The organism is Streptomyces sp. SID5464 (assembly GCF_009862985.1).
In the GTDB taxonomy this organism is placed as follows: Bacteria; Actinomycetota; Actinomycetes; order Streptomycetales; family Streptomycetaceae; genus Streptomyces; species Streptomyces chartreusis_D.
The window spans coordinates 50,912-76,150 of record NZ_WWIQ01000078.1 but is presented as its reverse complement, the minus strand read 5'-3'; the positions used below and the strand labels follow the sequence as shown (position 1 = coordinate 76,150).

17 protein-coding genes and 1 pseudogene are annotated in these 25,239 nt (G+C 67.5%); 6 read left to right on the top strand and 12 right to left on the bottom strand.

The window, feature by feature from the left end; all coding sequences use genetic code 11:
* Window positions 1-1,728: 1,728 nt before the first annotated feature.
* From GTY47_RS39460 to GTY47_RS39450, 3 genes are all read left to right on the top strand, one after another.
* Entirely contained in the window at window positions 1,729-2,334 is a 606-nt protein-coding gene (locus GTY47_RS39460; protein ID WP_050810276.1) for a hypothetical protein, read from the top strand.
* Window positions 2,298-2,990 carry a hypothetical protein gene (locus tag GTY47_RS39455; protein WP_158688434.1) on the top strand — a complete coding sequence of 231 codons (693 nt, stop codon included), beginning with the start codon at window positions 2,298-2,300 and terminating at the stop codon, window positions 2,988-2,990. Before GTY47_RS39460 ends, GTY47_RS39455 begins: the two co-directional genes overlap by 37 nt.
* A gap of 561 nt (window positions 2,991-3,551) precedes the next feature.
* Window positions 3,552-3,785, top strand: a complete 234-nt coding sequence (locus GTY47_RS39450) for a hypothetical protein (protein ID WP_050810274.1) — start codon at window positions 3,552-3,554, stop codon at window positions 3,783-3,785.
* 96 nt (window positions 3,786-3,881) lie between these two features.
* On the opposite strand, the gene GTY47_RS39445 is transcribed toward GTY47_RS39450, so the two are convergent.
* Window positions 3,882-4,592 (bottom strand): hypothetical protein, encoded by a 711-nt coding sequence (locus tag GTY47_RS39445; protein ID WP_010042682.1) that lies wholly within the window; start codon window positions 4,590-4,592, stop codon window positions 3,882-3,884.
* Between the two features lie 81 nt (window positions 4,593-4,673).
* Window positions 4,674-5,378: a hypothetical protein gene (locus tag GTY47_RS39440; protein ID WP_010042679.1), complete on the bottom strand. Its 705-nt coding sequence runs from the start codon at window positions 5,376-5,378 to the stop codon at window positions 4,674-4,676.
* Window positions 5,379-5,707: 329 nt separating this feature from the next.
* Between GTY47_RS39440 and GTY47_RS39435 the strand changes: the two genes are divergently transcribed.
* Complete coding sequence (locus tag GTY47_RS39435; protein ID WP_010042677.1) at window positions 5,708-6,025, top strand: ankyrin repeat domain-containing protein; 318 nt, start codon at window positions 5,708-5,710, stop codon at window positions 6,023-6,025.
* Here the strand turns inward: GTY47_RS39435 and GTY47_RS39430 are convergent.
* Window positions 6,015-6,814, bottom strand: a protein-coding gene (locus tag GTY47_RS39430; RefSeq protein WP_231911211.1) for an IS5 family transposase whose coding sequence is annotated in 2 segments (ribosomal slippage) — window positions 6,015-6,476 and window positions 6,479-6,814 — 798 coding nt in all. Because the reading frame shifts where the segments join, the coding sequence is not laid out codon by codon here. The genes GTY47_RS39435 and GTY47_RS39430 overlap by 11 nt on opposite strands.
* Window positions 6,815-6,899: 85 nt before the next feature.
* Between GTY47_RS39430 and GTY47_RS39425 the strand changes: the two are divergent.
* Window positions 6,900-7,717 (top strand): annotated as a pseudogene (locus GTY47_RS39425) (IS5 family transposase).
* Window positions 7,718-7,849: 132 nt separating this feature from the next.
* Here GTY47_RS39425 and GTY47_RS39420 read toward each other — a convergent pair.
* Window positions 7,850-11,248, bottom strand: a complete 3,399-nt coding sequence (locus GTY47_RS39420) for an ATP-binding protein (protein WP_158688433.1) — start codon at window positions 11,246-11,248, stop codon at window positions 7,850-7,852.
* A gap of 939 nt (window positions 11,249-12,187) precedes the next feature.
* Here GTY47_RS39420 and GTY47_RS39415 point away from each other — a divergent pair.
* A complete protein-coding gene (locus tag GTY47_RS39415; RefSeq protein WP_010042663.1) occupies window positions 12,188-13,015 on the top strand; it encodes a hypothetical protein in 828 nt (275 codons plus the stop codon).
* Window positions 13,016-13,697: 682 nt separating this feature from the next.
* On the opposite strand, the gene GTY47_RS39410 is transcribed toward GTY47_RS39415, so the two are convergent.
* The 8 genes from GTY47_RS39410 to GTY47_RS39375 form a co-directional block, all read right to left on the bottom strand.
* Entirely contained in the window at window positions 13,698-14,510 is an 813-nt protein-coding gene (locus tag GTY47_RS39410) for an ATP-binding protein (protein ID WP_010042661.1), read from the bottom strand.
* The gene (locus GTY47_RS39405; protein WP_010042657.1) at window positions 14,507-16,054 is read right to left on the bottom strand and encodes a Mu transposase C-terminal domain-containing protein; all 1,548 of its coding nucleotides are present in this window, start codon (window positions 16,052-16,054) and stop codon (window positions 14,507-14,509) included. The genes GTY47_RS39410 and GTY47_RS39405 overlap by 4 nt, the downstream gene beginning before the upstream one ends.
* A 24-nt stretch (window positions 16,055-16,078) precedes the next feature.
* The gene (gene cas6e, locus GTY47_RS39400) at window positions 16,079-16,723 is read right to left on the bottom strand and encodes a type I-E CRISPR-associated protein Cas6/Cse3/CasE (RefSeq protein ID WP_010042656.1); all 645 of its coding nucleotides are present in this window, start codon (window positions 16,721-16,723) and stop codon (window positions 16,079-16,081) included.
* Window positions 16,720-17,529 (bottom strand): type I-E CRISPR-associated protein Cas5/CasD, encoded by an 810-nt coding sequence (gene cas5e, locus GTY47_RS39395; RefSeq protein WP_010042654.1) that lies wholly within the window; start codon window positions 17,527-17,529, stop codon window positions 16,720-16,722. The genes cas6e and cas5e overlap by 4 nt, the downstream gene beginning before the upstream one ends.
* Window positions 17,526-18,689: a type I-E CRISPR-associated protein Cas7/Cse4/CasC gene (gene cas7e, locus GTY47_RS39390; protein ID WP_010042652.1), complete on the bottom strand. Its 1,164-nt coding sequence runs from the start codon at window positions 18,687-18,689 to the stop codon at window positions 17,526-17,528. The genes cas5e and cas7e overlap by 4 nt, the downstream gene beginning before the upstream one ends.
* Before the next feature lie 263 nt (window positions 18,690-18,952).
* A complete protein-coding gene (gene casB / locus GTY47_RS39385) occupies window positions 18,953-19,594 on the bottom strand; it encodes a type I-E CRISPR-associated protein Cse2/CasB (protein WP_010042650.1) in 642 nt (213 codons plus the stop codon).
* A complete protein-coding gene (gene casA / locus GTY47_RS39380) occupies window positions 19,594-21,132 on the bottom strand; it encodes a type I-E CRISPR-associated protein Cse1/CasA (protein ID WP_010042648.1) in 1,539 nt (512 codons plus the stop codon). Before casA ends, casB begins: the two co-directional genes overlap by 1 nt.
* 331 nt (window positions 21,133-21,463) lie before the next feature.
* Window positions 21,464-24,532 (bottom strand): CRISPR-associated endonuclease Cas3'', encoded by a 3,069-nt coding sequence (locus GTY47_RS39375; protein ID WP_231911013.1) that lies wholly within the window; start codon window positions 24,530-24,532, stop codon window positions 21,464-21,466.
* Window positions 24,533-25,239: the final 707 nt, after the last annotated feature.

The following is a 25,239-nucleotide window of genomic DNA, read 5'->3' as shown; positions in this document are numbered from 1 at the left end:
TCAAGCGCGATCCGCATCACGCACACTTGTCCGAATCTAGCCTGAGCTGCCTCAATACACCTCCCCCGCCCCCATAGAACCTGAGGAACAGGCGCGGCACTCGGGAGCGGTCGAAGACGCGCATGCCGATGATCTTGCAGCTGCTCGCCGCGCGGCTGTCGCGCCAGGGTGTACCGACCAGAGGCCAGTTCAGCAAGCTCTGAACGCTCGTCAGGCACATACAGGAGGGCGAGCTCTGAGAATGCCATCGCTCTGCAGACCTGACTCCACCGTTGAGGTGCGAGTGAACGGAGGACAAGCCCCGACGCGGCGCGACATACAGGCGTCGACTCACAGTGGTTGCGAATTTGCGCAAAACATTGGTGATCCTCGACCTCGGCGGCCTGTCATGGATCGACACCCACCCCGCCCCACCTCCGGCCGCCTGAGCAGTGCGCGACCGAAGGCCCACGGAGAGCTTGGCGGTGATGGCCGCGCAGCTTCACAGGTTTCCGGCTACCTCTTCCGGCAGTCCCACAGTCCAGGCAACTGGAGGGTCGTGGAGGAGTCGCTCCTCGGGGGCGTCTGCAAACAACGTCCAAAGATCGGGGGTCTGTTTCAGGTGAAGGGTGACGTAGCAGTGCCCGGGTCACTCCGGCTGATGATCGGGGCCGCCGAAGTCTGGGCTGGTGTAGTCCGGACTGGTGAAACTCGGGCGCGGGGCGGGGCTCCGCCATCGGGACGCGAAAAACCGGGGCGGTCGTAGCCGAGGTGCGGCACACGACTGGTCGACGCTGGCGGTGCGGAGAATGGGGCTGCGGCACTGTGGGGGTCGGCCAGTGCCTCCCGCAGGAAGGGCAGGATGCCGCGCTCCAGCAGGGCCTCGCGCCACGCTTCTTTGGCCCGCGCCACCTTTTCGCCCATCTCGCCGTACGGCTCGTCATCAAGAGAAGGCGGCCGGCGACGGGCGATGGCCAACAGGACGACGAGTGTGCCCGCAGCCACGGCCCCCGACACCCATCCAGCAGTGATCATGGACCGGGCGACCTCCGGCTGTGCACTGAACAACGTGAGGACGAGGCCAGCAAGGAGGAAGATCGCAGTGACGGCTCCGGACAGGACGGCGACAGGCACGGCGAAGAAGGACAACGCGCCGGATCCGCCAGCCTCGGTCGAGGCCCGGTCCGTTCTGCGAGACTCCACCGTGCCGTCGGCTGGTCCCTCTGGGCGTACGTGCAGACCGAGCACCGCTGCCAGGAGGCGACGACCGTAGGACATCCTGGCCCACCGCTGGACTGGACACCCCCACTGATTCGGCGGCGGCCCCGGCATGGCCGGGCCGCCGGATCAGCGGGACCGCTCCCAGCACCGGACCAGCCACCCCTGAGTGATGGCGCTGACGCCTGGCTGGGAACTCTTGGACACGGGTTCAGCGTATGGCTGCGTCGCGCAGCCGCCCCGCCCGCCCTTGGCCGCTCGAGTTACCCGAAAGCACGAGGCGGAGCGCCCCGCTTCTTGAGGCCCGATTGCCGCAGGCCGACCACGGGCAGCAGGGATATCCCGGGTGCTTCGTTAGCCAGGGAGGGGAGCCAAGAGGCGTGAGCCATTGGCGGTTCGAACGCAAGGCGGCATTGCCTGGACGTACTCGGATTCGCACCCGACGGGGATGCCTGTCGCGCTTGCCGTGGGGTGCGCGAGTGGAATTTTGCCCCCTGTTCAGGGCACCTTGTCACGACCTACCGTCATTACATGGCCAATGGGGTGTACCACACCGGGTACGACATAGAGATCAATTTGTCCCGTGAGGACCTCGGCAACCCAGAGTATGACGGGCTGCTGGGGGAGATCACCCGGTCAGTAGGCGAGCGTCCCCGGCATCTGCTGCAATGCCTGAAGGACCGCAGGGGCGGGCAGTGCCACTGCGCTCTCGACGGTAAATCACCGTGGATGTTCGTCCGGCGTCAGCGCCGCGGTGACAAGGTCGTCTGGGTAGCGGCGCATCTGCCTCTCACCCACGTCGCTGCCCCTCAGGAAAGCGACAAGCACAAGGCGATGAAGGAACGCATCGCCCGTACCGCCGCCCGCCACGGACTGAACGTGCAGACCGAGGCACGATCGGACGACGGACGAGTGATCACTGATGTGCTCGTCACCGGGGCCGGCGGGCGTATCGGGTGGGAGGCCCAGTACTCCCCCATCACCGCCAACACCGTGCGGCGTCGTTCTCAGCGAGCACGCGAGCGCAACATCGCCCCCCTGTGGGTCACCGCTGACGTCACCTCGGATCTCACCGTGCACCCTGGGCCCGCGTCGACGACGTGCCCTGGCAGCGCATCGTCTCTCCGCTTGCCATGATCATCCGTGGTGGTGTCCGTCATCTGCAGATCTGGAAGTGCACCTCCGCCAGTGAGCGCCCCTGCCCCGAAGCCGCCGGTGCCTGCGACAGGTGGCACAGCGGCTGGTTCCTGCCGGCTCTGTGCATCCCCCAGGAGCGCGCCACCGCGCTAGACGAGCTCATCGTCACGAGCGCCGATGGTGAGCACCTACCCGTGCACACACGCAACCGGCGCGACGCCCGACGTACCTCCTACGTGTGGGCCCTGGCCCGCGATGTGCAGCGCTGGCGTGAGATCACCGGAGAGAGCGGCCTTGCACCCGACTCCTCTCCAGCCGAGAACGAAGCGGTCACCTACACCGAGCAAGTGCTGGACAGTTCGTGCCGCTACGGCGAAGAGGGCCCCCACAGCAGCGGTCCGCGCCCGCAGCGAGAGCTGACCTCCGGCACCGGACTGCACACCTTCGACAATGCACCCGACCACACCCTGCTCCAGCCCACTCGGCCTATCGCGTTGCGCCTGTCCCCGCGCGAGCGCCTGGCCGTCGCTGCGGAGCTGAGGTGCCCGCCCTGGGAGATCGGCCCCTGCATGCTGTGCGCCACTGCGATCCACCGCTACGGCCCCCGCAGCCCGAAAGTCTGCTCTGGCTGCCGTGCCAGCGCCACCATCCAGTAGGCATCACGAAGGTGCAGTGACACCCAGCGCCGTGAAAACCTCTTTCGGGCCGTTGATGGCGAAGACATCAGTGACGCAGGCGTCGAATCGAGATGCGAGCGCACAACAGCAACGCTGGCCGCGCCTTGGAGCACCAGACGATCAACGACCGGCGACGGACCGGTGTCGGCTCCCCTTTTATGGCGCGGATGCGGGACGCCGTCCACATATGCTCTCGACCAGTCGAGTTCGCCGGCCACGTTCAGCTCGGCGAGCAACACGCGGTGCAGTTGGTCGAAGGCACCGGCCTGCTGCCACCGTTCCAAGCACCGCCAGTAGGTCTCCCCGAGCCGAATCTCGGCTCCAGCGGCAGCAGTTGCCAGGCTATGTCGTTGTGGAGGACGTACAGGACGCCCGGCAGGCCTAGCCGGTCCGTCACCGCCTGCGGCCCGGGTGATCAGCGTCCACAAGTCGTCGTTGTACCGGCGGCAGTGGGAGCATCAACGCGATCTACAAGCCCAGCGGGGCTTCGAAGAGGCGAGGGTGTGGAAGCCGTCATGGATTCCGTTCTGCTCATGGTCGGTGACCGACACCAGTTACGGCCTGTTCCTCGACACTGAGACGGGCAGGATCGGGCACTGGGACGACACGAGTGTGAGCACGGTCGGAGACCAGACGTTGAGCATGCTGCTGGAGGAGATGGCCGACAAGCTGGAGCATCCGCAGCTGGCCACCGGCTACCTGCCGGGGCTGATCGGCGGCCGGCTGATGTGGGGGCCGCCGCTCGCCGCGGATGAGGCCGCTGCGTGGGAGTAGTTCACCGGCTGACACACGGGAGCGTGGAAGGGGGGGCGGTCGGATAAGGAACCCAGCCGCCCCCCTTCCTATTCTGTGTCCGAGGCCTGGGCGGTGCTAGACCTTTCGCCAGGTGCAGGTCGTCGTCGTTCCCGAGCAGTGGTTGAAGCCGGGGGTGTCGACGAAGAACCCGTCCTTGTCCAGCAGTCGCCACACGCTGGGCTGGAACTTGCTGAAGGCGCCCTGGTTCTGCGCGGAGTCGATGGCTGCCTGTCCGCATCGTTCACTGCCGGTGGGGCCGTTTGTCGCGGTGCGGGTGTCAGCGAACAGGCCGAACGACGTCGACCCGTCACCGACACCGTTGAACGCCCAGTCCGTGTACAGCTTGGCGCACTTGCTGCCGTCGGTGACCTGGTTGATACCGCCGGGGAACCCGCCGCTCTCGTGAGTGGAGGCGGGGGCGTACTCGTCGCAGTCGGTGCTGCCCACGATCGGGTCGGCGGGGTGCTTGGACCACGTGGACGGGCATACCACCTTGCGGCTGTCGTCCGAGGACCAGGCCGCGCCGGTGGACGGGTTTTTCACCGTGGTGTCCGGACCGAGGTAGTGCAGGAGGCTGTCCCACTTCTTCGATCCGGCATGGTCGGGCATGCGTTCCTGCATGACCCAGTAGTAGGCGCCGGCGGCCGGGTAGAGGTTGGTGTCGACAGTGAAGGTCGGCTTGAAGAAGGGGAATACGCGTCCCGGTGTGACCGCGCCTCGGGTGATGTCGTCGCAGCGGGGAGCCAGTTCGCGCACCGCGTCGATGCCGCTGCTCGGCGGTGGCATCGACGGAGTTGCTGGCGTCGACGCTGGCGGTGATGGACCAGTCCAGGTCGATCTGCTCCTTGCCCGTGCCCGTCCACCGGGTTACGACGGTGCCCAACGGCCGGAGTAGTCGCTGGTCGGGACGTACGTCCAGTGGGCATCCGCGGTCGGGTTGGCGCCGTCGTCGGTCCACTGGATCGGCGCGACATCACAGGACGAGCAGGATGAGGCGACGTTCCACTTCATCGTGACGCTTTGAAGGGCGGGGTCGATGTAGGTGGGGATGATGACCAACTGCTGGTCGAACTCGGCGAAGTCGCTGCCGCTCTCCGACTTGTTGCGGTAGGTCTTCATGCGCTGCTCGAACAGGAACGTGCCACGCCCGATGCCCGGCTTCTGCGGGTCTGAGTCGAAGAAGTACAGCTCGCCTTCGCCCAGATCCTTCAGGCAGGCTTCGGTGCGGTTCATGTAGTCCAGGCCGTCAGCGGCGTTGGTGCACCAATCGACCAGGTCCACCGCGTCGTTGCCGCCCGGGGTCGGGGATCCCTCCGCAGCCTCGGCAGAGGCATCAGTGAAGGTCTGCTTGGTCTCCCTGGTCTTGCCGGGCCTGGGCGCTTTGGACCGCTTCGCCTTGTCCTTGTTGCTCTGGTCAAGGGTGAAGCACACTCGGCGGTCCTGCTTGTCAGGCTTGGAACAGTCGTCCTTGGCGAAGTCCGACAGGGTCGGCTCCGACGTCGCGGACGGCGGGGTGATGGTGGCGGACCCGTCCGGATCTGTGCGGGTGAACTCCACGGTGGTCTGCACCACTGGGTCGATCCCCGCGTGTCAGCGTTCGGGGTGCCCATCTATCCGTGCGGGTCTGGGCTGCCAGTGCTGACGGTGGATTCCTCGACTTCGGCAACCAAGCCGTAGGCGCACTCAACTCACCATTGAGCGAACGCCTGTGGCGCATCAGGCCGTCGGCCACTGCGGCCGCACCTCGCTCACGACTGGCGTGCAGGCTGCCGGTGGACGCGAGACCCCTCCTCACACCCCCCACGAGTCAGATATCAACGACACTCGTTAGCAGTGTCAGTCCTCTTACAGAGGCTGAGAAAAGCACTGGCCGGGTGGTGCGGCAACGGTTGAATGCCGCCATGGAGAACACCTGGACACCGGCCCATCAAGCGGTCGAGAGCGAGGACGCACAGACCTTGGCTCAGCTGTTGGCCAAGGGAAGCGACCCCGATGAGGTATGCGACAACATTACGCTCCTGACACACGCCATCGACATGGAAGGCGATGGCGCCCTGCAAAGCGGCAGCCCGCTGACCGTGCATACAACCGCAGTGCTCCTGGCCTTCGGTGCCGACCCGCAACTCCCAGACCCGGGCGGACAAACACCCATGGACCTCGCCCTTCACTACGGCCATGACCTGGCCGTCAAGCTGTTGCAGCGGCACATCAGCTCGTGAGGCGACGCAGGCAGATGAGGGTGCAGGCGATACTTGTGAAGGCGAGGAAGTGTTCGGGCTTGCGTTCGTAGCGCCGGTGCAGGCGGCGGCAGCCGGCCAGCCACGAGATGGTCCGTTCTACGACCCAACGATGGCGGCCCAGCCGCTGGGAACTGTCCATTCCCTTGCGGGCGATCCAGTGTCGAATGCCACGTGCCGATAACCATCGCCGCAGGTGGGCGTAATCGTAGCCCTTGTCGGCGTGGAGTTCTGCCGGTCTGCGTCGCCGAGGCCCGCGGTGGGAGCGGACGGGTGGGATGCCCTGAACGAGCGGGACCAGGGCCTGGCTGTCGTGGACGTTGGCTCCGGAGATACCGACAGACAGGGGCATACCGTTCCGGTCGGTGATCAGGTGGATCTTCGCTCCGTATTTGCCCCGGTCGACAGGATTCGGACCTGTCAGATCCCCCTTTTCAGGGCCCACATATTCACCGAATCGATCGCGCAGCGGGACCAGTCGACATCGCCGCGTGAGCCGAGCTCGTCGAGGACTAAGCGGTGCAGCTTGGCCCACACCCTGGCATGGGTCCACTCGGTGAAACGGCGGTGAGCCGTCGCACCCGACGGCCCGAAGGAAGCGGTGGGGAGCTGCTGCCATGTACAGCCCGACGTCGACACGAACACGATCGCGGCCAGCACCTCACGGTCACCGTGGCGACGCCGACCACCACCTTGAGGCCGAGTTGGCGCCTCGGGCACCACCCGCTGGAACAGTTCCCACAACTCGTCCGGCACCAGCCGTTCAACGATCCCCACCACGACCGACAGCGTACTCAGCCAAATGAGATGAACTTTTAGACCGTGTCCTACGTAGTGAGGGCTCGTTGAGCCATGTATGGGGCGGGGTACGTGGAGTTGGATTGTTCCGGACGGGCTGTGGGAGATCGCGAGGCCGCTGATCCCGCCATCTCGAGTGCGGCCGCAGGGCGGCGGAACGCAGGACACGCCTGATGAGACGCTGTTCGCGGCCATCGTCTACGTCCTGGTCAGCGGCTGCGCCTGGCGTCAACTGCCGCCGTGCTTCGGCATATCGAAGTCGACGGCTCACCGCCGCTTCTTGATCTGGTCGAGAGCCGGTGTCTGGGGGCGGCTGCACGAGGCCGTGCTGCACCTGCTCGACGACGCCGGCCTCATCGATGTCACCCGCGTCGTCCTCGACACCGCCCACGTCCGCGCTAAAAGAGGGGCGAACACACAGGTCCGAGCCCCGTGGACCGCGGCAAGCCGGGTTCCAAGATGCACGTCCTGTCGGACGCGAACGGACTGCCCCTCCTCGTCGGCGTCTCGGCCGGCAACACCCACGACAGCGAAGGGCTGAAGCCCATGATCGAGGGTCACCAAACGAGACACGACCCCGATCGCGGCCGCCACTTCAAGCCCTAGCGCCTCCACGCGGACAAAGCCTACGACCGCGCCGACCTGCGGAAATGGTTACACGGCAAACGCATCGGAGTACGGATCGCGCGCAAAGGCATCGAGTCCAGCGAACGATTGGGCCGCCGCCGCTGGGTCATCGAGCGGACGATGTCCTGGCTGTCCGGCTACCGACGTCTGAGCCCTCGCTACGAGCGCGATCCCCGCAACTACCTGGCATTTCTCGGCCCCGCCGCCGCCCTCTGCTGCTACAAACGACTCGTCCGCCTCACCACGTAGGACACGGTCTTAAGGTCCTCTCACGACAGCAGGGTATGTAGATAGTCCTGGGCTTTTGTGCCCGGTCCTTGTACTTCGTCGATGAGCAGGATGCGTGGCTCGGCTTCGAGTGCGCCGTAGATCTGCTGGTCGCTACGGGCGCCGGTGTGACGTGGAGTGCCAGGTGCTTCGGATCCGCTCTAGCTCGGCGAGCAGGCTTTCGCTGTGGAGGATGGAGCGGAGCCAGCTGATGTCTGTGGGGCGGAGCCTGAGGAGTCCGTCGGGCGGGATTGCTTTCAGCAGCGGCTCTGCGTGTTCAGCAAGCCAATCATCGGCGTCGAGGTCTCGTGCGAGGCGCAGAAGGTCGATGACGGTGTGTGCTGGCCTGTTTGCCGCCGGAACTTGCTGGAGCAGTTCTAGGGCGGTGGTGAGTACGGTGGTGGCGGCCGGGCGTTCGACAGCGCTCCAGGTGGCTGTCGTGCCGGCTTCGATGAGCAGGCATTGAAGCCGCTGTAGGGGGCCGGCCCCGTCGAGGGCCGAGGCTCGGGGGCCGAAGCGGGCGGTGACAGCCTTGAGCTGGCTATGTGGGGCCTCTGGGTGTCCGATGAGGGCTTGGGCGCACTGGGCGAGTGTCAGCCAGGTGCTGGCCTGCAGGCCGTGGGAGCCGGTCGCGCGCAAGGATGTGAGCTGGTCTAGGACGTCTGCGGTGGTGCGAGCGGGCTGGTGTGGGAGGGCGTGGAGGAGGAGGCGGGCGAGGATGTCCGCTGCTGTCGTGCGCTCCTGTGCGGGCAGGGCGTTGAGGAGGTCGACTAGTGCTTGTGGGGCGGCGAAGGCGGTAGGGGTGAGTGGGTGGAGCAGGGTGAGGAGGGCGTGTGCGGCAGAGTGGGTGCGTTTCTTGTCGGTGACGTGGTAGGTCTCGAGCGCGGTCGGCAGGTGCTGGGCCAGCGGGGTCACGGCGTGCAGGACGTGCAGTGTGCCGATGTCGTGTGTGAGGGCCGCGGCCCTGTAAAGATCCAGGAGATTCGTTGGCGTGTGGTGCCGGTAAGGGTTGACGTGCGGGAGTGAAGGTTGGGGGTACGCGGGCCAGTCAAGGCAATCTGTGCGGTTGGCGGGTATGAGCCGTACCCGCACGTCGGGGTCGCGAGTATGCGGGTCTGTGCACGGCTCAGTGGTGAGGGTGCCGGTCAGGACGGCCCAGGAGGTGTCGCTGAGCTGGGATCGCCACAGCATGCTCTGGCGTCGCCAGGTGTCGAGAGGGTCGTGCGCGTCGAAGAGGCGGGAGATGCACACGGGGCCGCCCGCGAGCACGGTCAGCAGGAGCAGGTTGACGCTGTAGATGGCCTCTCGTTCGCTGCGGCGGGCGGGGAAGGGCTCGTAGGTCCGCCGGTTGGCTCGGGGAATGTCGTCGAGGGCTGCTTTGAGCAGGTGGATCAGCAGGGCGGTGAGCTGGTCGCGCTGCGGTTGGCTGAGAGAGTTGATCAGGTCTGTGAGGTTGCGTATGACTTCGGCCCGGTCGATGAGCGGCACATGGGATAGCAGAGCATGCAGGCGGTCGTCATTGGTGACAGCGGTGGAGTGAGGGGGGTCGGCGTGCAGGAGTTTCTTGAGTTCGTCGGTGATGAGACGGGCCGTGAGGTATTCGCCGAAGGTGGCGTGCAGGAATTCGTAGGAGTGTCTGTGCTGGCCAGTGACGACGGCTTGGGCTTCGTGGATGAAGAAGAAGCGGCCGAAGAGCAGTGGTGAGGGGGCGATGCCGGCATTGAGAAGAGCGGTCTGGTCGGCGTGAGCTTCGGACGCTGTGATGCCCTGGCGCCGCCGGTTGAACATGCCGATAGCGATCACGGCGAGGCGTTGCAGTTCGTGTTCCACAGCAGCGGCTTGTGCTGCGAACGACTGGGCGCCGTGGTGTTTGGCGACTTGGCGGCGGGTGAATTCGGTCAGCAGCCTCTCGTACAGGCCGATCCGTCCGATGTCTTCGCCCGTGAGCTGGTGCAGTGCGTTCGAGGAAGCGTCGTAGAGGGCGAGCATCAGCAGGAGAAGAGGCTGGCTGATGAGGTCGCCGTGTGGCTGCAATACGTCGGGGTCCAGGGGTTGCAGGCCGTGCGCGGTGAAGTGGCGGCGGTTGGTGGTGTTCCAGGCCTGTACCCAGTGTTTGATGCGGTCGTCGTCGAAAGGCTCCAGGCGGATGACGGTGCTCAGGCGGGGGGTGGGGGCCTGGTCTGCGACGACGGTGCGGCTGGTGACGACCGCGATGGTGGGGCGGCCCATTTCGTACTCGCGTTGTTGGAAGTCGGCGAGGTTGTGCAGGTAATTGGAGTAGCGGGTGTGGTCGGCCGCAGCGGCTTGGAGGAGTTCGTCGAAGCCGTCCAGGACCACGACCCGGGCCGTTCCTGGGTCGGTGGCCTTAGGCCAGGGGGTGTCCTGGCCGGTGGAGCGTTTGAGGGATTCTTCGAGCTGTTCCTGGACGTCTGAATCCGCGGAGATGTGACGTAACTCGACGCGCTGGCAGAAGAACTCTGCCTCAGGCAGTCGTGCGGCGAGAAGCTTGGTCAGCAGCGATTTCCCTGAGCCTGGGTGGCCGAGGATGACCAGGGGGGCGCTGATGGCGTGGGTGGTGAGGAGGTGGGCTGCGAGGAACTCGCCGAGGTCTTCGCGCACGGGCTGCGTGAGCCACCAGTCGTCGCTGGCCAGATGCCGGCCGCTGGAATGCTCGTGTGCCAGGCGGAAAGCCGGGTCGACGTAGCCGCTCTGCAGGGTGGGCATCACCAGGCCGGCTTCGTCGGTGTCAGCGATGGGATCGCGTAACAGTCGCCTGTAGCGGTGGGCGGGGGCGGGGTCGGCGGCGAACTGGTCGAGCCAGTGCGACAGTGGCCGCAGTCCATACCTGGGTCCGGGCTGCTGATACCCCTGCTCGGCAATCTCGGGCGGGTCTTCGGTGGCGGAGGTCAGGCGAAGCTCGGCGCAATCCCATGTAGCCGCGGCCATGAGCGCTTCGTAGCGCTGCCAGGCCTGATCGGCCAGGTCTTCGGGGTGCTGGTCCTGAGGGCTGCCTTCGCCGTGCACGATGCCGGCAGCGTAGGTGTAGGCGGCGGTGATCTCTTGGCGTAGTTCGCCGGCGTCCCTGAACCGGTTTGTGCCGAGGATTACCTGCTCGAGTTCGGCGACGATCTGTGTGGTGATGTCTCCCTGCATGTAGCCGAGTTCGGGCCCGTAGTGGATTCCGGAGCCGGCCACGGCGTCACAGAATGCGGTGATCAGGACGGCCCGGTCGGCTGCGGCCAGGAGAGCGGTACGCGCGATGCCGTGACTGGAGCGGACTCGGTCGCCGAATCCCTCCAGCACCGCAGGCAGGCCATCGGTGGCCGCGCCGCTCAGGGTGAGGGGTTCCAGCAGTTCGGCCGCGAGTCCCTTGAAGTCCTCCCGGCCGGCGACCAGTACGTCGATAGCGCTGGCGAAGTCGTCCGGAACCTCGTCCGGTTCTCGTGGCGGGGACGGTAATCGGTCGAGGCGAGGGCGCTGCTCCCTGCGCGGCTCCTCGGCGCTGATCTCCATCTCGTGATGGCGAAGCCGCCACCACGAGAGGTCGAGACTGATTCCTGCAGGGACACTCGTCCTACGGCTTGCGCAGTACTCCACAATGCGCGCCACGTCGTCCCAGGCCGGCGGGGTGGCACGCTGCCCATTAAGGAGAGCCGAGACAGCGCCGTTGCTGCGGTGAAGCGCTCGGGCCACATCGCTCTGGGCGATGCCGCATTCGCGCACCAGACGCCGCAGCTGTCGGCAGAAACTCACTACCGCCTGGGGCGGCTCCCCCGCTGCCATCACTCACCCAATCCTTCAGCCCGATTCACCCCGACTCTTCCCAGCGTAGGGTCTGACCTGCACCAATCACTCTGGGATTTAGGACTATTCAGCGTCGGACCAGTCAGGCCGTAGGCACCGTCACTGTCGGAGGCGCACAGACCACCGTCTACGTGAGGAGTTACGGTGTTGTGGATCTCCGGCAGCCTTCCCGTCCTGATGCTCGCTGTCTTTGTCTGCCTGTTCGTCGGCGTTGTGCTGCCAGCCGTATGGTCAGCGCAGCCTGCACGCCGCCGAGCGGCCGCGGCCGTTCTTGCCCAGATTTTGGCCGTGGTGCCAGGCAGCCGTCGACCGCCCGGCACCGGCGGGCCCGGAGAGAGTGAAGGCCCAGACCCGGCCGCGCCGCGGTCAGCCGTGGGCGGCCGGTAGCACTCCAGGAAATGGTCGTCCGCCTCGCACACTGGGCGCTGACGGTCGAAGAGGCCACTCAGCATATCCACGGCGACCAGCAGCGCTTCCTCGGCGCCACGGGACTTCCTCAGTGATCGCAGCCTCAGGACCTTCACAGCACCTGTTTCTCGCGGCCGGCTGGAGGCTGAGCGGCCGCAGTTTGGAAAGTCGGAAGGAACTGTGGGCACAGGAGGCCACTGGTGGGGGCCTCCGGGGGCCACGCAGTAAAAGGGTGTCGTCATGCCTCTCATGCAGCCTTTCGCTTCCGACTGGGACCGCCCGTCCTCGCAGGGCTCCGAACAGTGGAACTGGCTAGCGGTCGAAATAGCCGAGATCCGGCGGTGCGCCGAGGCAGGCGACCAAGCACACGACCGCCTAGCCCTCATCCTCTTCGACCATCTGGTCGAGGTGATCATCAGCCGTGAGGTCAACGCCCAACTAGCCTTCCAGCTCCCCGACAGCATCATCGAGGAGATGCGGGAGTTTCGTGACAGCGGAGGGCAGCTCGACGAACAACTGCGCCAATTGATCGACCAGCATGTAGGCCCGGACCGGCGGGCGAAGATGGACAACCATCTGGACCAGAAGACCAGGTTCCTGAAGCAGAGGGGTGTGCTGACAGATCACGAACGCGACGTACTCGACCGGCTGCACGAATACCGCAACGCGGCCTACCACCGCGACACCCTGGAACCGGACCTGATCTCAGACCTCGTGCTGGCCTACCGGGTGCTAGCGGACGACCTCCTCAGCCGGCACAAACCGATCGCCTGGACCATGGCGTCCTCAGACGCCGCCCCCATCGTGACGCCACAACAGCTTCGGGGCCTCCTGACCGAAGGTGTCGACATCGATCTCACATCGATGGCCCATCGGTTCCACGACCACGCCGCGAAGCGAGTCCAGGCCATCTCTGAGGCCGTCGCTATCGCCCAGCAACTCCTTAGCTTCAAGGATTCCGATGAAACGAACGCGGCACCCCCAGATGACGACATGGCCCGTATGCTACCGGCCTCAGTGACACAGCCAAACGCCTGGCGCCTTGGACGAGGCAGGCAGAGAGCCTAAAGTCCAAGAGCTCGTCACTCACCGGCCTGATGGTCCCCTTCCTCAACCTGGACCGAGCCCTTAGCCGTATCGAACCGTCTGTCAAACGCCTCGACATGATTCTGGACTGGTGGGAACAGCGTCGGATCGATGACCTCCGAGGCAAGTAGCGCCATGCCCTGAAGCACACACGGCCCGGCTGCGGTGGCCCCGCCGCGGAGGGCACTACCGATACACCGCCGCCCCCGCACCTCCAGTGCCAGCGCGCAGGAATCGGGCGCCCGATGCTGCCGACCGACACACCCGTTTAGACCGCAGCAAGCAGACCGCCGAGAGTCGTCTAAGCCCCGGACAGCAGCAATTCCTGACCCACCTCAGAATCGCCCCGGATCCGCGGATGTCGGCCGCCAGGAACGCGGAACCGGCGACTACCTCTCCCCCAGCACGACGGCTTCTCCTCGGGCTGCCGACTCGCACACATAAGACTTCTCGGTTCCGCATCATTGAGGATATTGGCGATACATCCCCTTGTGTCACTGAACTGGCAGAACATCACCTCTTCGCTGATCTGCCGCTGTCTCTCATACACGCTGACAGCAGGCTCCGATGGTCGGGCGGGGCGGACTCCCGCGCGCCAGGCTCCTGGTTCGTCGTGTGGGCCCGTGCGCACGCGGTTGGTCGCCCCAGATGAGGACCGCTGCGGTCATCTGTGTTGCGGGGTGTGGCGGGTGGTGGGGTCGATGCGGCTGAGTACCCAGCGGATGAGGTCCTTGCTGAGAGTCAGGTCGGGGTTCTCCTCGAGGACGTCGTGGAGGAGGAGGGTGATCCTTGCCCAGTTTCTGAACGATCCGTGGCCCGCCATGTCGTCGGTGTAGAGGATCAGTTCGGGCTGCGCTTCGGCCCAGATCTGCTGGTAGGCGGGGATGATGGACTGGACTTCGGTGGGGGTGAGGGGGCTGAACTGGTACCAGTCGAGGATGCGGGAGTGCAGGGCGGGGTTGTTGAGGATCTTCTGCCGGGCGTTGCCGCTGCCGACGAGGATGATGGGGGCGCGGCGTGCGTCGTCGCCCCACAGGGTGCGGAAGTACTCCAGGGCTTTGGTTCCGAGACCTTGCACTTCGTCGATGAGCAGGATGCGTGGCTCGGCTTCGAGTGCGTCGTGGATCTGCTGGTCGCAGGGGCCGACGGATTGCGGGGGCTGTCCCGGCAGGTCGAGGCGGCGCCAGAGTTGGGTGCGGACTTCGTTCATGTTGGCGCCGTTGTTGTAGCGCAGCCGTACGGTGGTTTCGGGGGCGTGGCGGCGTAGGACGGTGTGGACGGCGAAGGTTTTGCCGAGGCCGACGTGTCCGTGGATGCAGACCAGGGCGTTGTGCTTGATGGCTTTGAGGATGCGGGTTTCGGTTTCGGCTATGGCTTTGGTGGCCATGGCGTTGGCTCCGGTGAGGCCCAGGTAGTGGTCCTGGCTGGGTGGTGGGAGCTGGCTGGGGCGGGGCGTGGTGGTGGGGGTGGAGTTCACGGCTGGTCCTTGGGGTGTGTGGTCGGGTGGGGGGCGGGGTTGAGGGGGCGGGTGAGTGCGGCGTCGGGTTCGGGCAGCTGGATGAGGTCGGGCAGTGCTTGTTCGGCCGGGGTGAAGCCGTCGAGGGTGCGCAGGTGCTCGAGGGCCTCTTCCTCGGGCATGACGTCTAGGGGGATGGGTGGGGTGGGGCGGGTTGCGGCCGCGTAGCGTTGGTTGCGGTTCTTCTCGGCCCTTTTGAGCTGGGCGCGCAGGCGGTCGGCTTCGCGGCGACGGGCTTGTTTGAGGCTGAGGGTTTGTTCCCGTGTGGCTTGTTGGGTCATGACGGCGGCGCCGAGGTGGCGGCCGGTGTGCGGGTCGTAGAGCTCGACGCGGTGGTTGTGGTGCGGGAGGTAGCGCAGGTGCACTTGCTCGCCGACGCGGCCGTGCATCCAGTCGGCGATGTAGTTGCGCTTGCGCCAGCGGACGCCGTGGTTGTTGATGGTCAGGGGTCTGCCGTGGCGTTCGAGGGTGTAGGTGTGGAGGTCTTCGGCTGTGACGGTGTCGATGAGTGCGGGGTCGGCGTCCCAGGCCTGGCGGGGGGTGCGGCCTTCCAGGCCCTTGAGGGTGTTCTCGTGGTTCCAGTGGTGGACCCAGGTGAGGACCTGTTCGACGAACGCTTCGAAGTGAAGCAGGGGCTGGTCGGGGTCGACGGGCTTGTTGCCGCGCAGGGTGGGGGCGTGGGTGTAGCCGGGCATGCCGGCGCACAGAGTCTTATTGATGGCCCCGTTGACTGCTTCGACGTTGCCTTTGCCTTCGGGAGTGAAGGGAGGCAGGGCGATGATTTCGGTTCCCAGCACGCCGAGTGCTTCTGTGACGGTGGCGCACAGGAATTCTTTGCCGCCGTCGACGCGCAGGTAGGTGGGGATGCCGCCGAACGGGCCGTGGTGTTCGTCGATGAGGATGGCGTCGCGGATGGCGACGAGGACGCCTTCGCGGCTGGGGCGTTGTGGGCTGATGGCGAGGCCGCAGATGGCTGAGGTGGCGCAGTCGACGAAGAAGGTGATCCATGGTTTGCGGATGTGGCCTTCGATGCGGACTTTGACGCTGGCTTCGACGTGGTCGGTCTCCCATGCGTAGTTGCGGTGGTGGCGTTGGCGTTCGCCGGCTACGTCGAAGCGCCGGCGGGCCTTCTCGCCGGCGCGGAGGCCGGCCCGCATCCCGGGGGTGAGGGCTTTGTTCGTGGCACGGTGGAACGTGGCCAGGGAGGGAACGGGGTGGCCTTCGGCGCGTAGTTCCCTCCAGGCGGCGGTGGCGTTGCCGCGCCAGCGGGCCACGGCGTCAAGCATGGGTGGGGTCAGGACGAAGCCGGTACGGCCTGAGGGTTGGTAGGTGCCGTGGTTGGCGCGTGCGTTGGCGAGCCAGCGGTCGACGGTGCGGGGGTCGACGCCGAAGGCGTCGGCGACGCCGATGATCCGGGTGCGCGTGAGCCGCTCTGACTGTTGAAGGGTGTAAAGCCGGTGGACCGCGGCTGCGCGTAGGGCGTTGAGGTCGGGCGGGTGTGGCATCCGGGGGTGTGCTTCCTGGTCGGGTCAGGCGGGGGCGAGGGAGAGAAGTCCGGCTCCGTAGCTTTTCGCCCGGCCGATGCCGTTCTTCAGGGCGTGGGTGAGGTGGGTGGTGTCGGTGATGCGGGCGAGGCCGTCGAACTGGGTCAGCGTGAAGTAGGGGGCCGAGCGTGTGATGCGGGTGCGGGGAAAGGGGCGTGGGCTACAGGAGACGGTGACGGGTTCGAGTCCGGCGGCGGTGGCGCGGCGTTGCCACCAGGCGATGGCGTCGTCGCCGGTTAGGTGGGTGATCTTGCCGCGTCGTTTGCCGGTGACGGGGTGGGGGGTGGGGTTGCCTGCGGAGCGGGCGACGGTGGGGGCGGCGGTGATGCGGTAGCGCATGGTGCGCCCCGGGGTGAGGGCGTTCAGCAGGGGGGTGAGGTCGAGGGTGCGGGCGGTGCCGTAGCGGGTGGGCAGGGCGGTCAGGTCAGGGGTGTGCGCCGTCTGCACGAGCAGGACGGGGTCGGTTCCGGGTTCGGCGCGGAACAGTAAGCCGGCGGTGGCCCGAGGGGTGGGGCCGATGTGGTCGGGGACCAAGCGCATGAGGGTTTTGTGGAGGCTGTCGACGTCGGCGAGGTCGGCTTTGGCCGCAGGGTGGCGGGGGTCGAGGACGAGGCGGGTGAGGCTGGTCATGCGATTTCTCCGTGCATGTACGCGGCGAGGGCGTCAATCGGTCGGGGGCCTGCATAGAGGTGGGCGGGTAGGGGTTCGGTGGTCATCCACAGCGGGCGTGGTAGGTGGCGGCGGGCGTGGCGGGTGAGGTTGACGGGTTCGCTGGTGCTTTCCCGGTCGGGTGGGGTGGTGGGGTCGGCGCCGGGGGGTGGGTGTTCCCAGACGAAGGTGGTGGGCAGGTGTGTGTCGCCGGGGTTGGGGGGCGGGGTGCGGGTGAGGGGGGTGCGGGTGAGGAGTTCTTGGACGGGGTCGGGGCTGTCGGGGTTGAGGAGGAGGGGTTCGTCGGGTAGGCAGGCGCGGCGGCCGAGGAACAGTCCGAAGCGGGGCCGTTCGAGGGTTTCGGCGATGTGGGCGGTGAGCAGGGCGGGTCCGGTGACGGCGACGGTGAAGACGGCGCCGGTGAGGGAGTCGCGGTGGGAGACGAGGGTGGAGGCGGCAGGTTTTCGCCGGGTGCCGTCGCCGGTGCGCAGGCGCTGCTCGCGGGGGCGGCCGCCGCCGACGGTGTGGAAGTCGCGGTAGGGGGTGCCGGGCTGGTCGATGCGGACGGTGAGGGTCAAATCGCGGTGGCTGGGGGCGGTGGTGTCGCCGGGGGCCTGGAGGTGGGGGTAGGGGTCGAGGGCGTGTTCGCGCGGGCGTCCCTGGGCGGCGGCGAACATGCCGATGAGGGAGGAGCGGGTGGGGAAGGCGCAGGTGTCGCGGTAGTGGAAGACGCCGCGTTCGCCGAAGGACTGCAGCAGGCCTGCCAGGCGCAGGACGAGGCCGCTCACGGCCGGCCCGCGGGGGTGAGGTCGGCGGTCGCGGCGGCGGCGCAGGCGGCGGCGAGGTCGTCGAAGGACGTGTGGCGGTTGCCGAGGTCTTTGATGGGCTTGGTAGGGGTGCCGGCGTGTCCGTGTGCGAGGAGGTGGCGGGTGCCGAGCAGGCGGGTGATGGTGGCGGCGTAGTCGGCGAGCACCTGGCGGGCGGGAGCGGTGTAGCCGCCCTGGGGGGCTGCGGCGACGGGCTGTTCGAAGGCGGCGCCGTAGGAGACGGAGCGGCGGTCGCGGACGGCGTAGTGGACGAGGTCGGGGACGGTGTGCGGTGCGGTGGAGGTCTTCTTGCCTGAGGGCATGCTCAGGATGAAGTGCTGGACGAAGAGCTCGACGAGGGTGTTGACCGTGGCGGCGGTGGCGGCGGGGCCGAGGTTCGCGTGGAGGTCGGTGATGTTGATGGTCGCGAAACGGTAGAAGCAGCCGGTGGTCAGGAACGCGGTCTGAAGGTGGGCGCTGCCGGGGTCACCGTCTTGGGGCAGGTCCTCCACTGCGGTGAAGAAGTCGGGCTGCGGGTCGCTTTGATGTGTGGAGAAGGCGGGGGCCATCTGCACGGCTGCTTCGACGTGGCCGGCGGGCAGTTCGGCGAGCATCCGGCCGAACAGGTTGATGCTCGTGGTGCGGCGGGTCAGGTGGGCAGCGAGGTCCTTGGCGGGCAGGACCGGCGCGATCTTCTTCTTGGGGGTGTGGGCGGCGAGTGCTTCCTCAAGTGCCGTGCGGTGCTTTTCGCACAGGGTGACGAGGTCGTCGATGACGTCCGTCGGGAGGTAGAGCATGGCCTGGGTGCGGTAGCCCTCCTGGTCGTTGTGCTGCAGGCCGTCCTTCTTCGCCGAGTGGACGATCTGGGCCGCCGCGAACGCGGCGAGTTCCTCGGGCCACTTCGCTTCCTGCAGCTTCCGGGCGACCAGGGGCGGCACCATGCGGGTGCGGGCGGCGTGCTCGCCCAGGTCCTGTTCGACGTTGAGGCGGATGGGCCGCTTCCACGCCTGGGGCGAGACGAAGGCCCTCGTCGCGTTACCGAACGAGATGGTCTTGGGTTCGTTGTCGGCGTCGCGGTTGAGGTTCGCCGCGGTCACGGGCTGCAGGACGTGCAGGTCGAGGAAGCGTGCCGGGATGTACATGAAGAAGGGCTCTTTCGCGGTAGGGGCGGCGGGCATGCCGCTGGTGCAGCCCACGGACGGGACTGCCGGACAAAAGGAAGAGGGGTCGGCGCGGTGTTCGTTGGCCGGTAAGTGTCGCGCCGTGGGGTGGTGTTGTGGCCGTGCGGGCGCCGGGTTGAGCAGACCGCTGCGCACACGCTCACGTCGGCGGGTGCTGTAGAGGGGACGGCCGCAGCTGACTCTTGATCGTGCGGGCGCGGGCTCGGGCGCGGCCGATGAGTGCTTCAGGTGCGCCGGGGTTGGGGGGCGGCGAGGTAGAAGGCGTCGCGCCAGCGCAGTCCGACCTGGTCACGACGGTAGGTGCGCTGCACCAGGTCGTGGAGAAGGACTGCCCAGTCGGGGGTGATGCCGTCCTTCAGCAGCCGCGTGATGGGTGCGGGCAGCCGACGGTGGAGTTGATCGTCACTGAGGCGGGTCAGGACGTGCAGGAGGCTCTCGGTGCGCTCAGCTGCGTGGCCTGCCCGGCGTACGGCGGCTGCGAGGGTGGCGCCGAGGTTGGGCCGGGCGAACCAGGCCGCCGGGTCCGGCTCGGCTGGTGGCAGCTGGGGCTCGGCAGGGGCGATGAGGAGGTGGCCGGCGAGGCTGTCCTCGGTGCTGAGCAGGCCGGGGCCGTCATCGGGGCGGACGCCCGGAGTGTGGGACTGGGGTCCGGCCATCGCGATGAGGCTTGCGACGGTGTAGTAGGCGCGGCGTCCTTGGCGGTGCGCGGTGCGCCTGGACAGGTAGCGGTCCATGGGGGCGCATTCCTCCACGGGCCGGCCTCTGCCTCGGCTGAGGCGGACGCGGACCCCGGGTTCGGCGCACAGGAGGTGGATGTGGGCGACGAACGCGTCGCAGGAGGCGCGGTGTTCGGCTGCGGTGGGCATCAGGCGGCCTTCTGGGGTGGGGCGGGCCGGCGGTAGAGGTCCCTGACGGCGTGGGCGACGGCGCGGGCCGCCGAGGTGTGACGGATCCGAGCGGCTTCGGTGATCTCGCGCAGAGCGGCCGCGGCGGCGTCGGCGAAGGCGGTGCAGGCTGTGGTGTCGGGCTCCTGCACAAGACGCCAGAACACCTTCTCGGCCTTGGGCCAGTACCGGGTCAGTGCCCTGTGCGCCCAGGAGGGCTGTGTGGTGCGGCTGTGGGTGGCAGTGTTCCAGGCTTGCTTGGCGACGGTCGCCAGCCGCTGTGCGATGTGTTCGGCTTCCCGGCAGCACTCGGCGATGCGCTGGGCTTTGACCGGGTCGTGTTCCTGGGTGAAGTTCAGCAGGGGCGGGGTGATGGCGGTGTACCACTGCCGGTCGATCACCTTGCCGTCCTGGTCGAATCCGTGGACGCGGGTCCGCAGGCTGCGTCGCACGGGTTCGGGGAGGTCGTTGAGGGTGTCGAAGATGGCCGGCCGGCGGTGTGTGCCGTGTTCGTCCGGGGCTAGGAGCAGTGTCTCCAGCTCCCGCCACCAGGCGCGGGATGCGTCGGCGCGGTGGAGGGTGCGGCGCCGGGCGACGTTCTTGCGTTCGGGGGTGATGCGGTAGGCGAGGTAGGGGTCGGTGGTGAGGGGCTTGGGCTGCTGGGTGGACCAGGTGATGTAGGCGTCGGTGACGGTGGTGCCGTCGTGGCCGGGCACGAGGAGGATCGCGTGCCGGCTCAGGCCGGTCAGTTGCCGGCCGGGCCAGGTCATCGCACGGCCGGTGGCCTGCGGACTGGGTGGTGTGGCTTCTTCCCAGGGGCAGGCGTCCGCGCCTGGTGGCTGGTCGTCGCCGGTGAAGGCGGGCACACCGGCCAGGAGCGTTTCGTGCAGGGTGCGGCCCAGAGGGTGGAAGGACACGCTGGAGCGCAAAGGGCCGCTGGTCTGCTTTCTGCTGGTGACACCGTTCAGGGTGCGGGGGGTTCCGGTGCCGGACCGCCCGTAGTAGTGGTGGATGAGCAGGATCTGCAGGGCCTCGGCGGTGGGGACGGGCTCAGTACTGTGGTGGCCGTGCGGGCTGAACCAGTCGAGGTTGTTGCCGGCGGGACGCCCGGGCACGAAGGCGTTGATGCCGGTTGGGTGGTCGCACTGGTCGCGCAGCGCGGGGTCTTGCAGCCAGGGATGGATGGGGTGGAAGGCGTCCCAGGTGTGCTGGTCGAAGTAGGCGTGGACGGCGTCCGGGTCGAAGCGGCCTTCAGCCAGGCGGCTGCGGCGCAGCGCGTTCCATTGGGAGGCGGTGAGCTCGGGGTCGTCGAGGCCGGTGATGCGGGCTGTGATGGCGGCCGCGATCCGCAGGAGCGCTGAGGCTGCCGGCGGGTGGGGCAGGGCTAGATCGTCGATGCGGTGGGCATTCAGGAACAGGCCTCGCAGGCCCACTTGGTCGTAGCTGTAGCCGGTGCGGACGTCGATCCAAGGGTTGTCGGCCGCGCTGAACGTGGTGGTGGAAGGGGGTAATGGGGACAAGGGCGCGTCTTTCGAGGACTGAGGAAGCTGAAGGTGCGGTGACGGGCGGCGGCGGGTTCTGTGGGTGCGGCCGGCCAGGACCAGGGTGGTGATCCCCTGTGGTCTGTTGCTGTTGAAGCAAGGCAGTACGTGGGGCGTTTGGCCAAGTGCTGTGCAGGGGCCACCAACAGCGCCCTTGTGGGGCAGGGGAATGGTGTGCGAGGTACGGCCAGGGGTTCGAAGAGCTGCGAACACAGCGAATCATGCCGCTGCCGCGTCTCACGACCGGTGAGAAAGTCCGACGATCAAGTAATGGCGTGATACTTCCGGCGCCGGGCTTCACGCAGTGTGATTACTGCTGTTTGCGGTGCTGGAGGCCGAGTTCTTCATCCATGCGGAGCCAGTGCTGGCCGAAACGATGTTCACTCTCACGGGCTACGGAGTCGGTGGGCAGCAGCACGATGTCGGCGAGCAGGGGGTGCTGCTTCCAGCTGGCGGGCGGCTGGTGCCCGGCGGATGCGCGCGCGACCCAGGCGGCCGGGACCGGTAGCGAGTGCTCGAGGATGCCGCGCAGGTGACGGGGGCTGAGGTGTTCTTGGTCCGGGATCGGAAGCAGGCCTGCCGCGTCGAGCGTGAGGGTGCCGTCGGCGCTGCGGTGGCAGGGCAGCAGCCGGCGGGGCAGGAGGCCGGGCCGGGTGGCTGCCTGGGCGGTGGTGAGGTGCTGGCGGTGCAGGTCGGCCAGGGAGGAAACCCGTTTGGCCGGGGGCACCAGGTGGATTGCGCTGAGCTGCTCCTGTCGGGTGGTGCGGGCCTGGTGCGTGGCGGCCATCTGCTGCAGGCGCGTCGTCTGGGCCGCGAAATGGGAGGTGACGCCGTGGACGTGTTCGACGAGCGCCTGGACAGCGTCGGGGACGACGAGCGGTTCCGTCTCCAGGGCTGGCAGGAGCCGGGCGGTTTCATGGAGGGCGACAGCGGGCTCGACCGTGTCCCAGCCGGGCGGCAGGGCGGTCGCCCCGAAGGAGTTGACCGGGTGCAGCACTGTCAGTGTCGGGCTGGTGCCAGCGTTCCACCAGGCGGGCCGGCGGTTCTGCCCGCTCCACAGGTGCGTGAAGCGGCCCAGGCGGCCCAGACGCTGCAGGAGGCGTGCCACGGAGGCGAGGTCGCTGACCATCAGGTCGACATCGACGTCGAGACTCACGTCGAGGAGGCTGGTGGTGACGATCACGCGCCGGGCCGGGCGCGGACCCGTTGGCCCCAACTGGTGGCGGAGATCTTCCAGTGTGCTCTGCCGTCGCCGGCCCCTCACCCGGGCGTGGAGGAGGACCAGGTCCTCGCCACGGCCGGTCCAGATGCGGCGCAGGTAGGCGTAGGTGTCCTGCGCGTCGGCGACGGTCGCGCACACCACGGCCGCGCATCCGCCGCGGCGGATGACCGGCTGGAGGACGTCGGCGATCACAGCCAGGCGCTCCCCCGCCTCGACCGCACGGCCGGCCTGCCCGAGGGGCTGGTAGATGACCTTGCGGACGCGGATGTGAGCATTCCTGCGCTGGGCGGCCCGCTGCTCATGGCGGGCCGGCTCGGACATGCGGTGGGCGGTGGCGGTCGCCGCGTCCGCGAACAGCCACCCGGGGTAGCCGGGAGCGAACGACACAGCGTGCAGACCGGTTCGGCCGGCTCCCCACAGGTAGGCCCGCACCAGCTCGGTGGCGGTGGGCGCGGGCATCGTCGCCGACAACAGGACGACCGGGCAGTTCATCGCTCCCAGCCACTGCAGCAGGCGCAGAAGCTGAAGCTGGCTGAACGCATCCAGTGCGTGGGCTTCGTCGACCACGACCGTCTTGCCCGTCAGGGCCAGCATGCGCAGCGCGCTGTGGCGGACGGGCAGGACTGCCATCTGCGCCTGGTCGGTGGTGGAGACGGTGTACTGGGCCAGGAGCGCGTTGTCCCGTCCTCGCAGCCACCCATCGGGCCCCGCGACGCCCGGACCGTACTCCCTCTCGTCGTCGATGTCGTCTTGGTGGTCGGCGAACGGGTCATCGGGCGGTCCGCCCAGGACGGAGGTGTCCGCCGGGGACAGGAGACGGCCGGTGTATGCCTCGTTGAGGTCACTGTGGTGGTGCACCAGCGTCACCGGCGCGTACTCGGGCCGGTGGCCGCGCACATACCGGTCAAGGACCTCGTAGGCCTGGTCCGCGGCGGCCGTCGCCGGCAGCAGCCACATCACCCCCTGGGTTCCGCTGTGCTCGTTGAAGATCCGCGCCATCTCCAGCGCGGCCACGCTCTTGCCCGTGCCCATCGCGTCCGTGACCACCGCGATACCACTCCCCCGCTCGGCGACCAGGCGCGGAAACTCCTCCATCACGGAAGCCTGCAGAGCGTTCGGTTCCTTAAGCGCCGGGTGGGCGGTGGTGAACGGGATACGGTCCAGCGCGAAGCGGGCAAGGCCGAGCCGCTCGACCTCCTCCTCGGCCTGCCGGCGGGCACGGCTGTGGTGCTCGGCAGCACCGAAAGACGGTGTGTCCGCGTTGGGCACCCAGTACCGGCGCTGGCTCGCGATGCGGTCAGCGACCATCGTCAGCCCCGTGATCAGCACCGCAGCCTCCACCGACATCGCCTTCGGAGCTTCGTCGACGCCGAACAGGTGCCACAGCAACCGGACATAGCGGCGGCGCAGCTCCTGCCACTCGGGCCCGCCCAGCGTGGCCTGCACTCGCTGCGCGGACGCCGCCCCGTCGACATCGAGCTGGAGAAACCGGCCGTGATGCCCGCCCAGACACTGAGCAGCACGCACGGCGGGACTGTCGTTGCCGCCCACGGCAAAGCCCAGCTCGCCCAGCAGATGCAGACCCACATGCATTGACGCACGCGCGTGCGGCACGTGCACCACCTGGCCCGCATCCGCCGGCAGCTCCTCCCCCAACCGCACATACGCCACCGGCTCGAGAGCCTGGAAATACGGAGTCAGCTTCCCGATGTCATGCATGCCCGCCAGGAAACACACCCCCGAACGCGCCTGCTCCTGCGGCATGTCGAGCCCGGCGCTGATGACCCTGCGCTGACTCGGGGTCAGGAATCGGTCCCACAGCACCCCCGCCACCGCCCCCACATCGATCAAGTGGAACAGCAGCGAATACACCCTCAGCGTCGCCCGATCGAACTTCCCCCACGGACGGAGGTCAACACCGTCGTAACGCCCATCCTCAACAACTCCCATCCCCTGACGCTGCCACCCCCGCGGACCTTCCGAAAACATGATCACCAGAAAGACGGAACATCTACACCCGCGTCCAGCCCGTATGGCATCATCCCCCTGGAGCACGAGCAAATCCCAGACAACCTGCCTCAAAAGGACCGGGTCAAAGCCCGCGCGAGCGAGAGTGACCCAGATTTTGTGGAGCCCGTCGGCGAGCCGTGCACGCATCCGCTCGGCGTGGTGGAGTCCGCGCGAGCGGGAGTGACTCGACGGTGATCGTCTTCGACGACTGCACCACCGAGCAACGCCCGCGCGAGCGGGAGTGACCCGTGGTCAAAGGCCTGCGGAGCCCCGCGAGCGGACTCGGAGCATCACCGTGTTCCACAGAGTGCCTTGCCGAAGAGCGTCCGAACGGGCGAGACTCAGGGCCGGGAACTGGGCAATGCGAGGGCAGGACCCCGCGCGAGCGGGAGTGACTCGGCGGCGCGAGAGTGGTTCACGTCGGCCTGGATGTAAAGCCCGCGCGAGCGGGAGCGACTCGGCGGCCGACAGGCCGTCCGACCAGTCCTTCTTGAAGGACCCGCGTGAGCGGGAGTGACCCGACGTCGTGCCCACGCGAGTGGGAGTGACCCACACTCCAGCGTGCACGAGGCGGCAGTGATCGGGGAGAGCCCGCATGAGCGGGGTGACTGCTGACTCTCACTTCCGTGCCGTGCACGATTCTCATGCAAAGTCGTCTGAGTGATGTCGGTAACCCGCTAGTTGCAGAGGCATCATGGGATTGCTTCAGACACAACATGAGAACTGTTGGTGCAGGCATCTGAGAATCGCCAGCCCGCGCGAGCGGGAGTGACTCGTAGGTCAGGGCGGCGAGTTGGGCGAGGCGGGGGGTAGGACCCGCAGGAGCGGAAGTGACTCGGCACATGGTCTCCTCC

What these genes read in the sequence shown, in the direction of transcription:
- GTY47_RS39460 (WP_050810276.1), top strand. Translation starts at nt 1,729, where the DNA reads ATGGCCAATGGGGTGTACCACACCGGGTACGACATAGAGATCAATTTG.
- GTY47_RS39445 (WP_010042682.1), bottom strand. Translation starts at nt 4,592, where the DNA reads ATGCCACCGCCGAGCAGCGGCATCGACGCGGTGCGCGAACTGGCTCCC.
- GTY47_RS39435 (WP_010042677.1), top strand. Translation starts at nt 5,708, where the DNA reads ATGGAGAACACCTGGACACCGGCCCATCAAGCGGTCGAGAGCGAGGAC.
- GTY47_RS39420 (WP_158688433.1), bottom strand. Translation starts at nt 11,248, where the DNA reads ATGGAGATCAGCGCCGAGGAGCCGCGCAGGGAGCAGCGCCCTCGCCTC.
- GTY47_RS39415 (WP_010042663.1), top strand. Translation starts at nt 12,188, where the DNA reads ATGCCTCTCATGCAGCCTTTCGCTTCCGACTGGGACCGCCCGTCCTCG.
- GTY47_RS39405 (WP_010042657.1), bottom strand. Translation starts at nt 16,054, where the DNA reads ATGCCACACCCGCCCGACCTCAACGCCCTACGCGCAGCCGCGGTCCAC.
- cas6e (WP_010042656.1), bottom strand. Translation starts at nt 16,723, where the DNA reads ATGACCAGCCTCACCCGCCTCGTCCTCGACCCCCGCCACCCTGCGGCC.
- cas7e (WP_010042652.1), bottom strand. Translation starts at nt 18,689, where the DNA reads ATGTACATCCCGGCACGCTTCCTCGACCTGCACGTCCTGCAGCCCGTG.
- casB (WP_010042650.1), bottom strand. Translation starts at nt 19,594, where the DNA reads ATGCCCACCGCAGCCGAACACCGCGCCTCCTGCGACGCGTTCGTCGCC.
- GTY47_RS39375 (WP_231911013.1), bottom strand. Translation starts at nt 24,532, where the DNA reads ATGCGTGCACGGCTCGCCGACGGGCTCCACAAAATCTGGGTCACTCTC.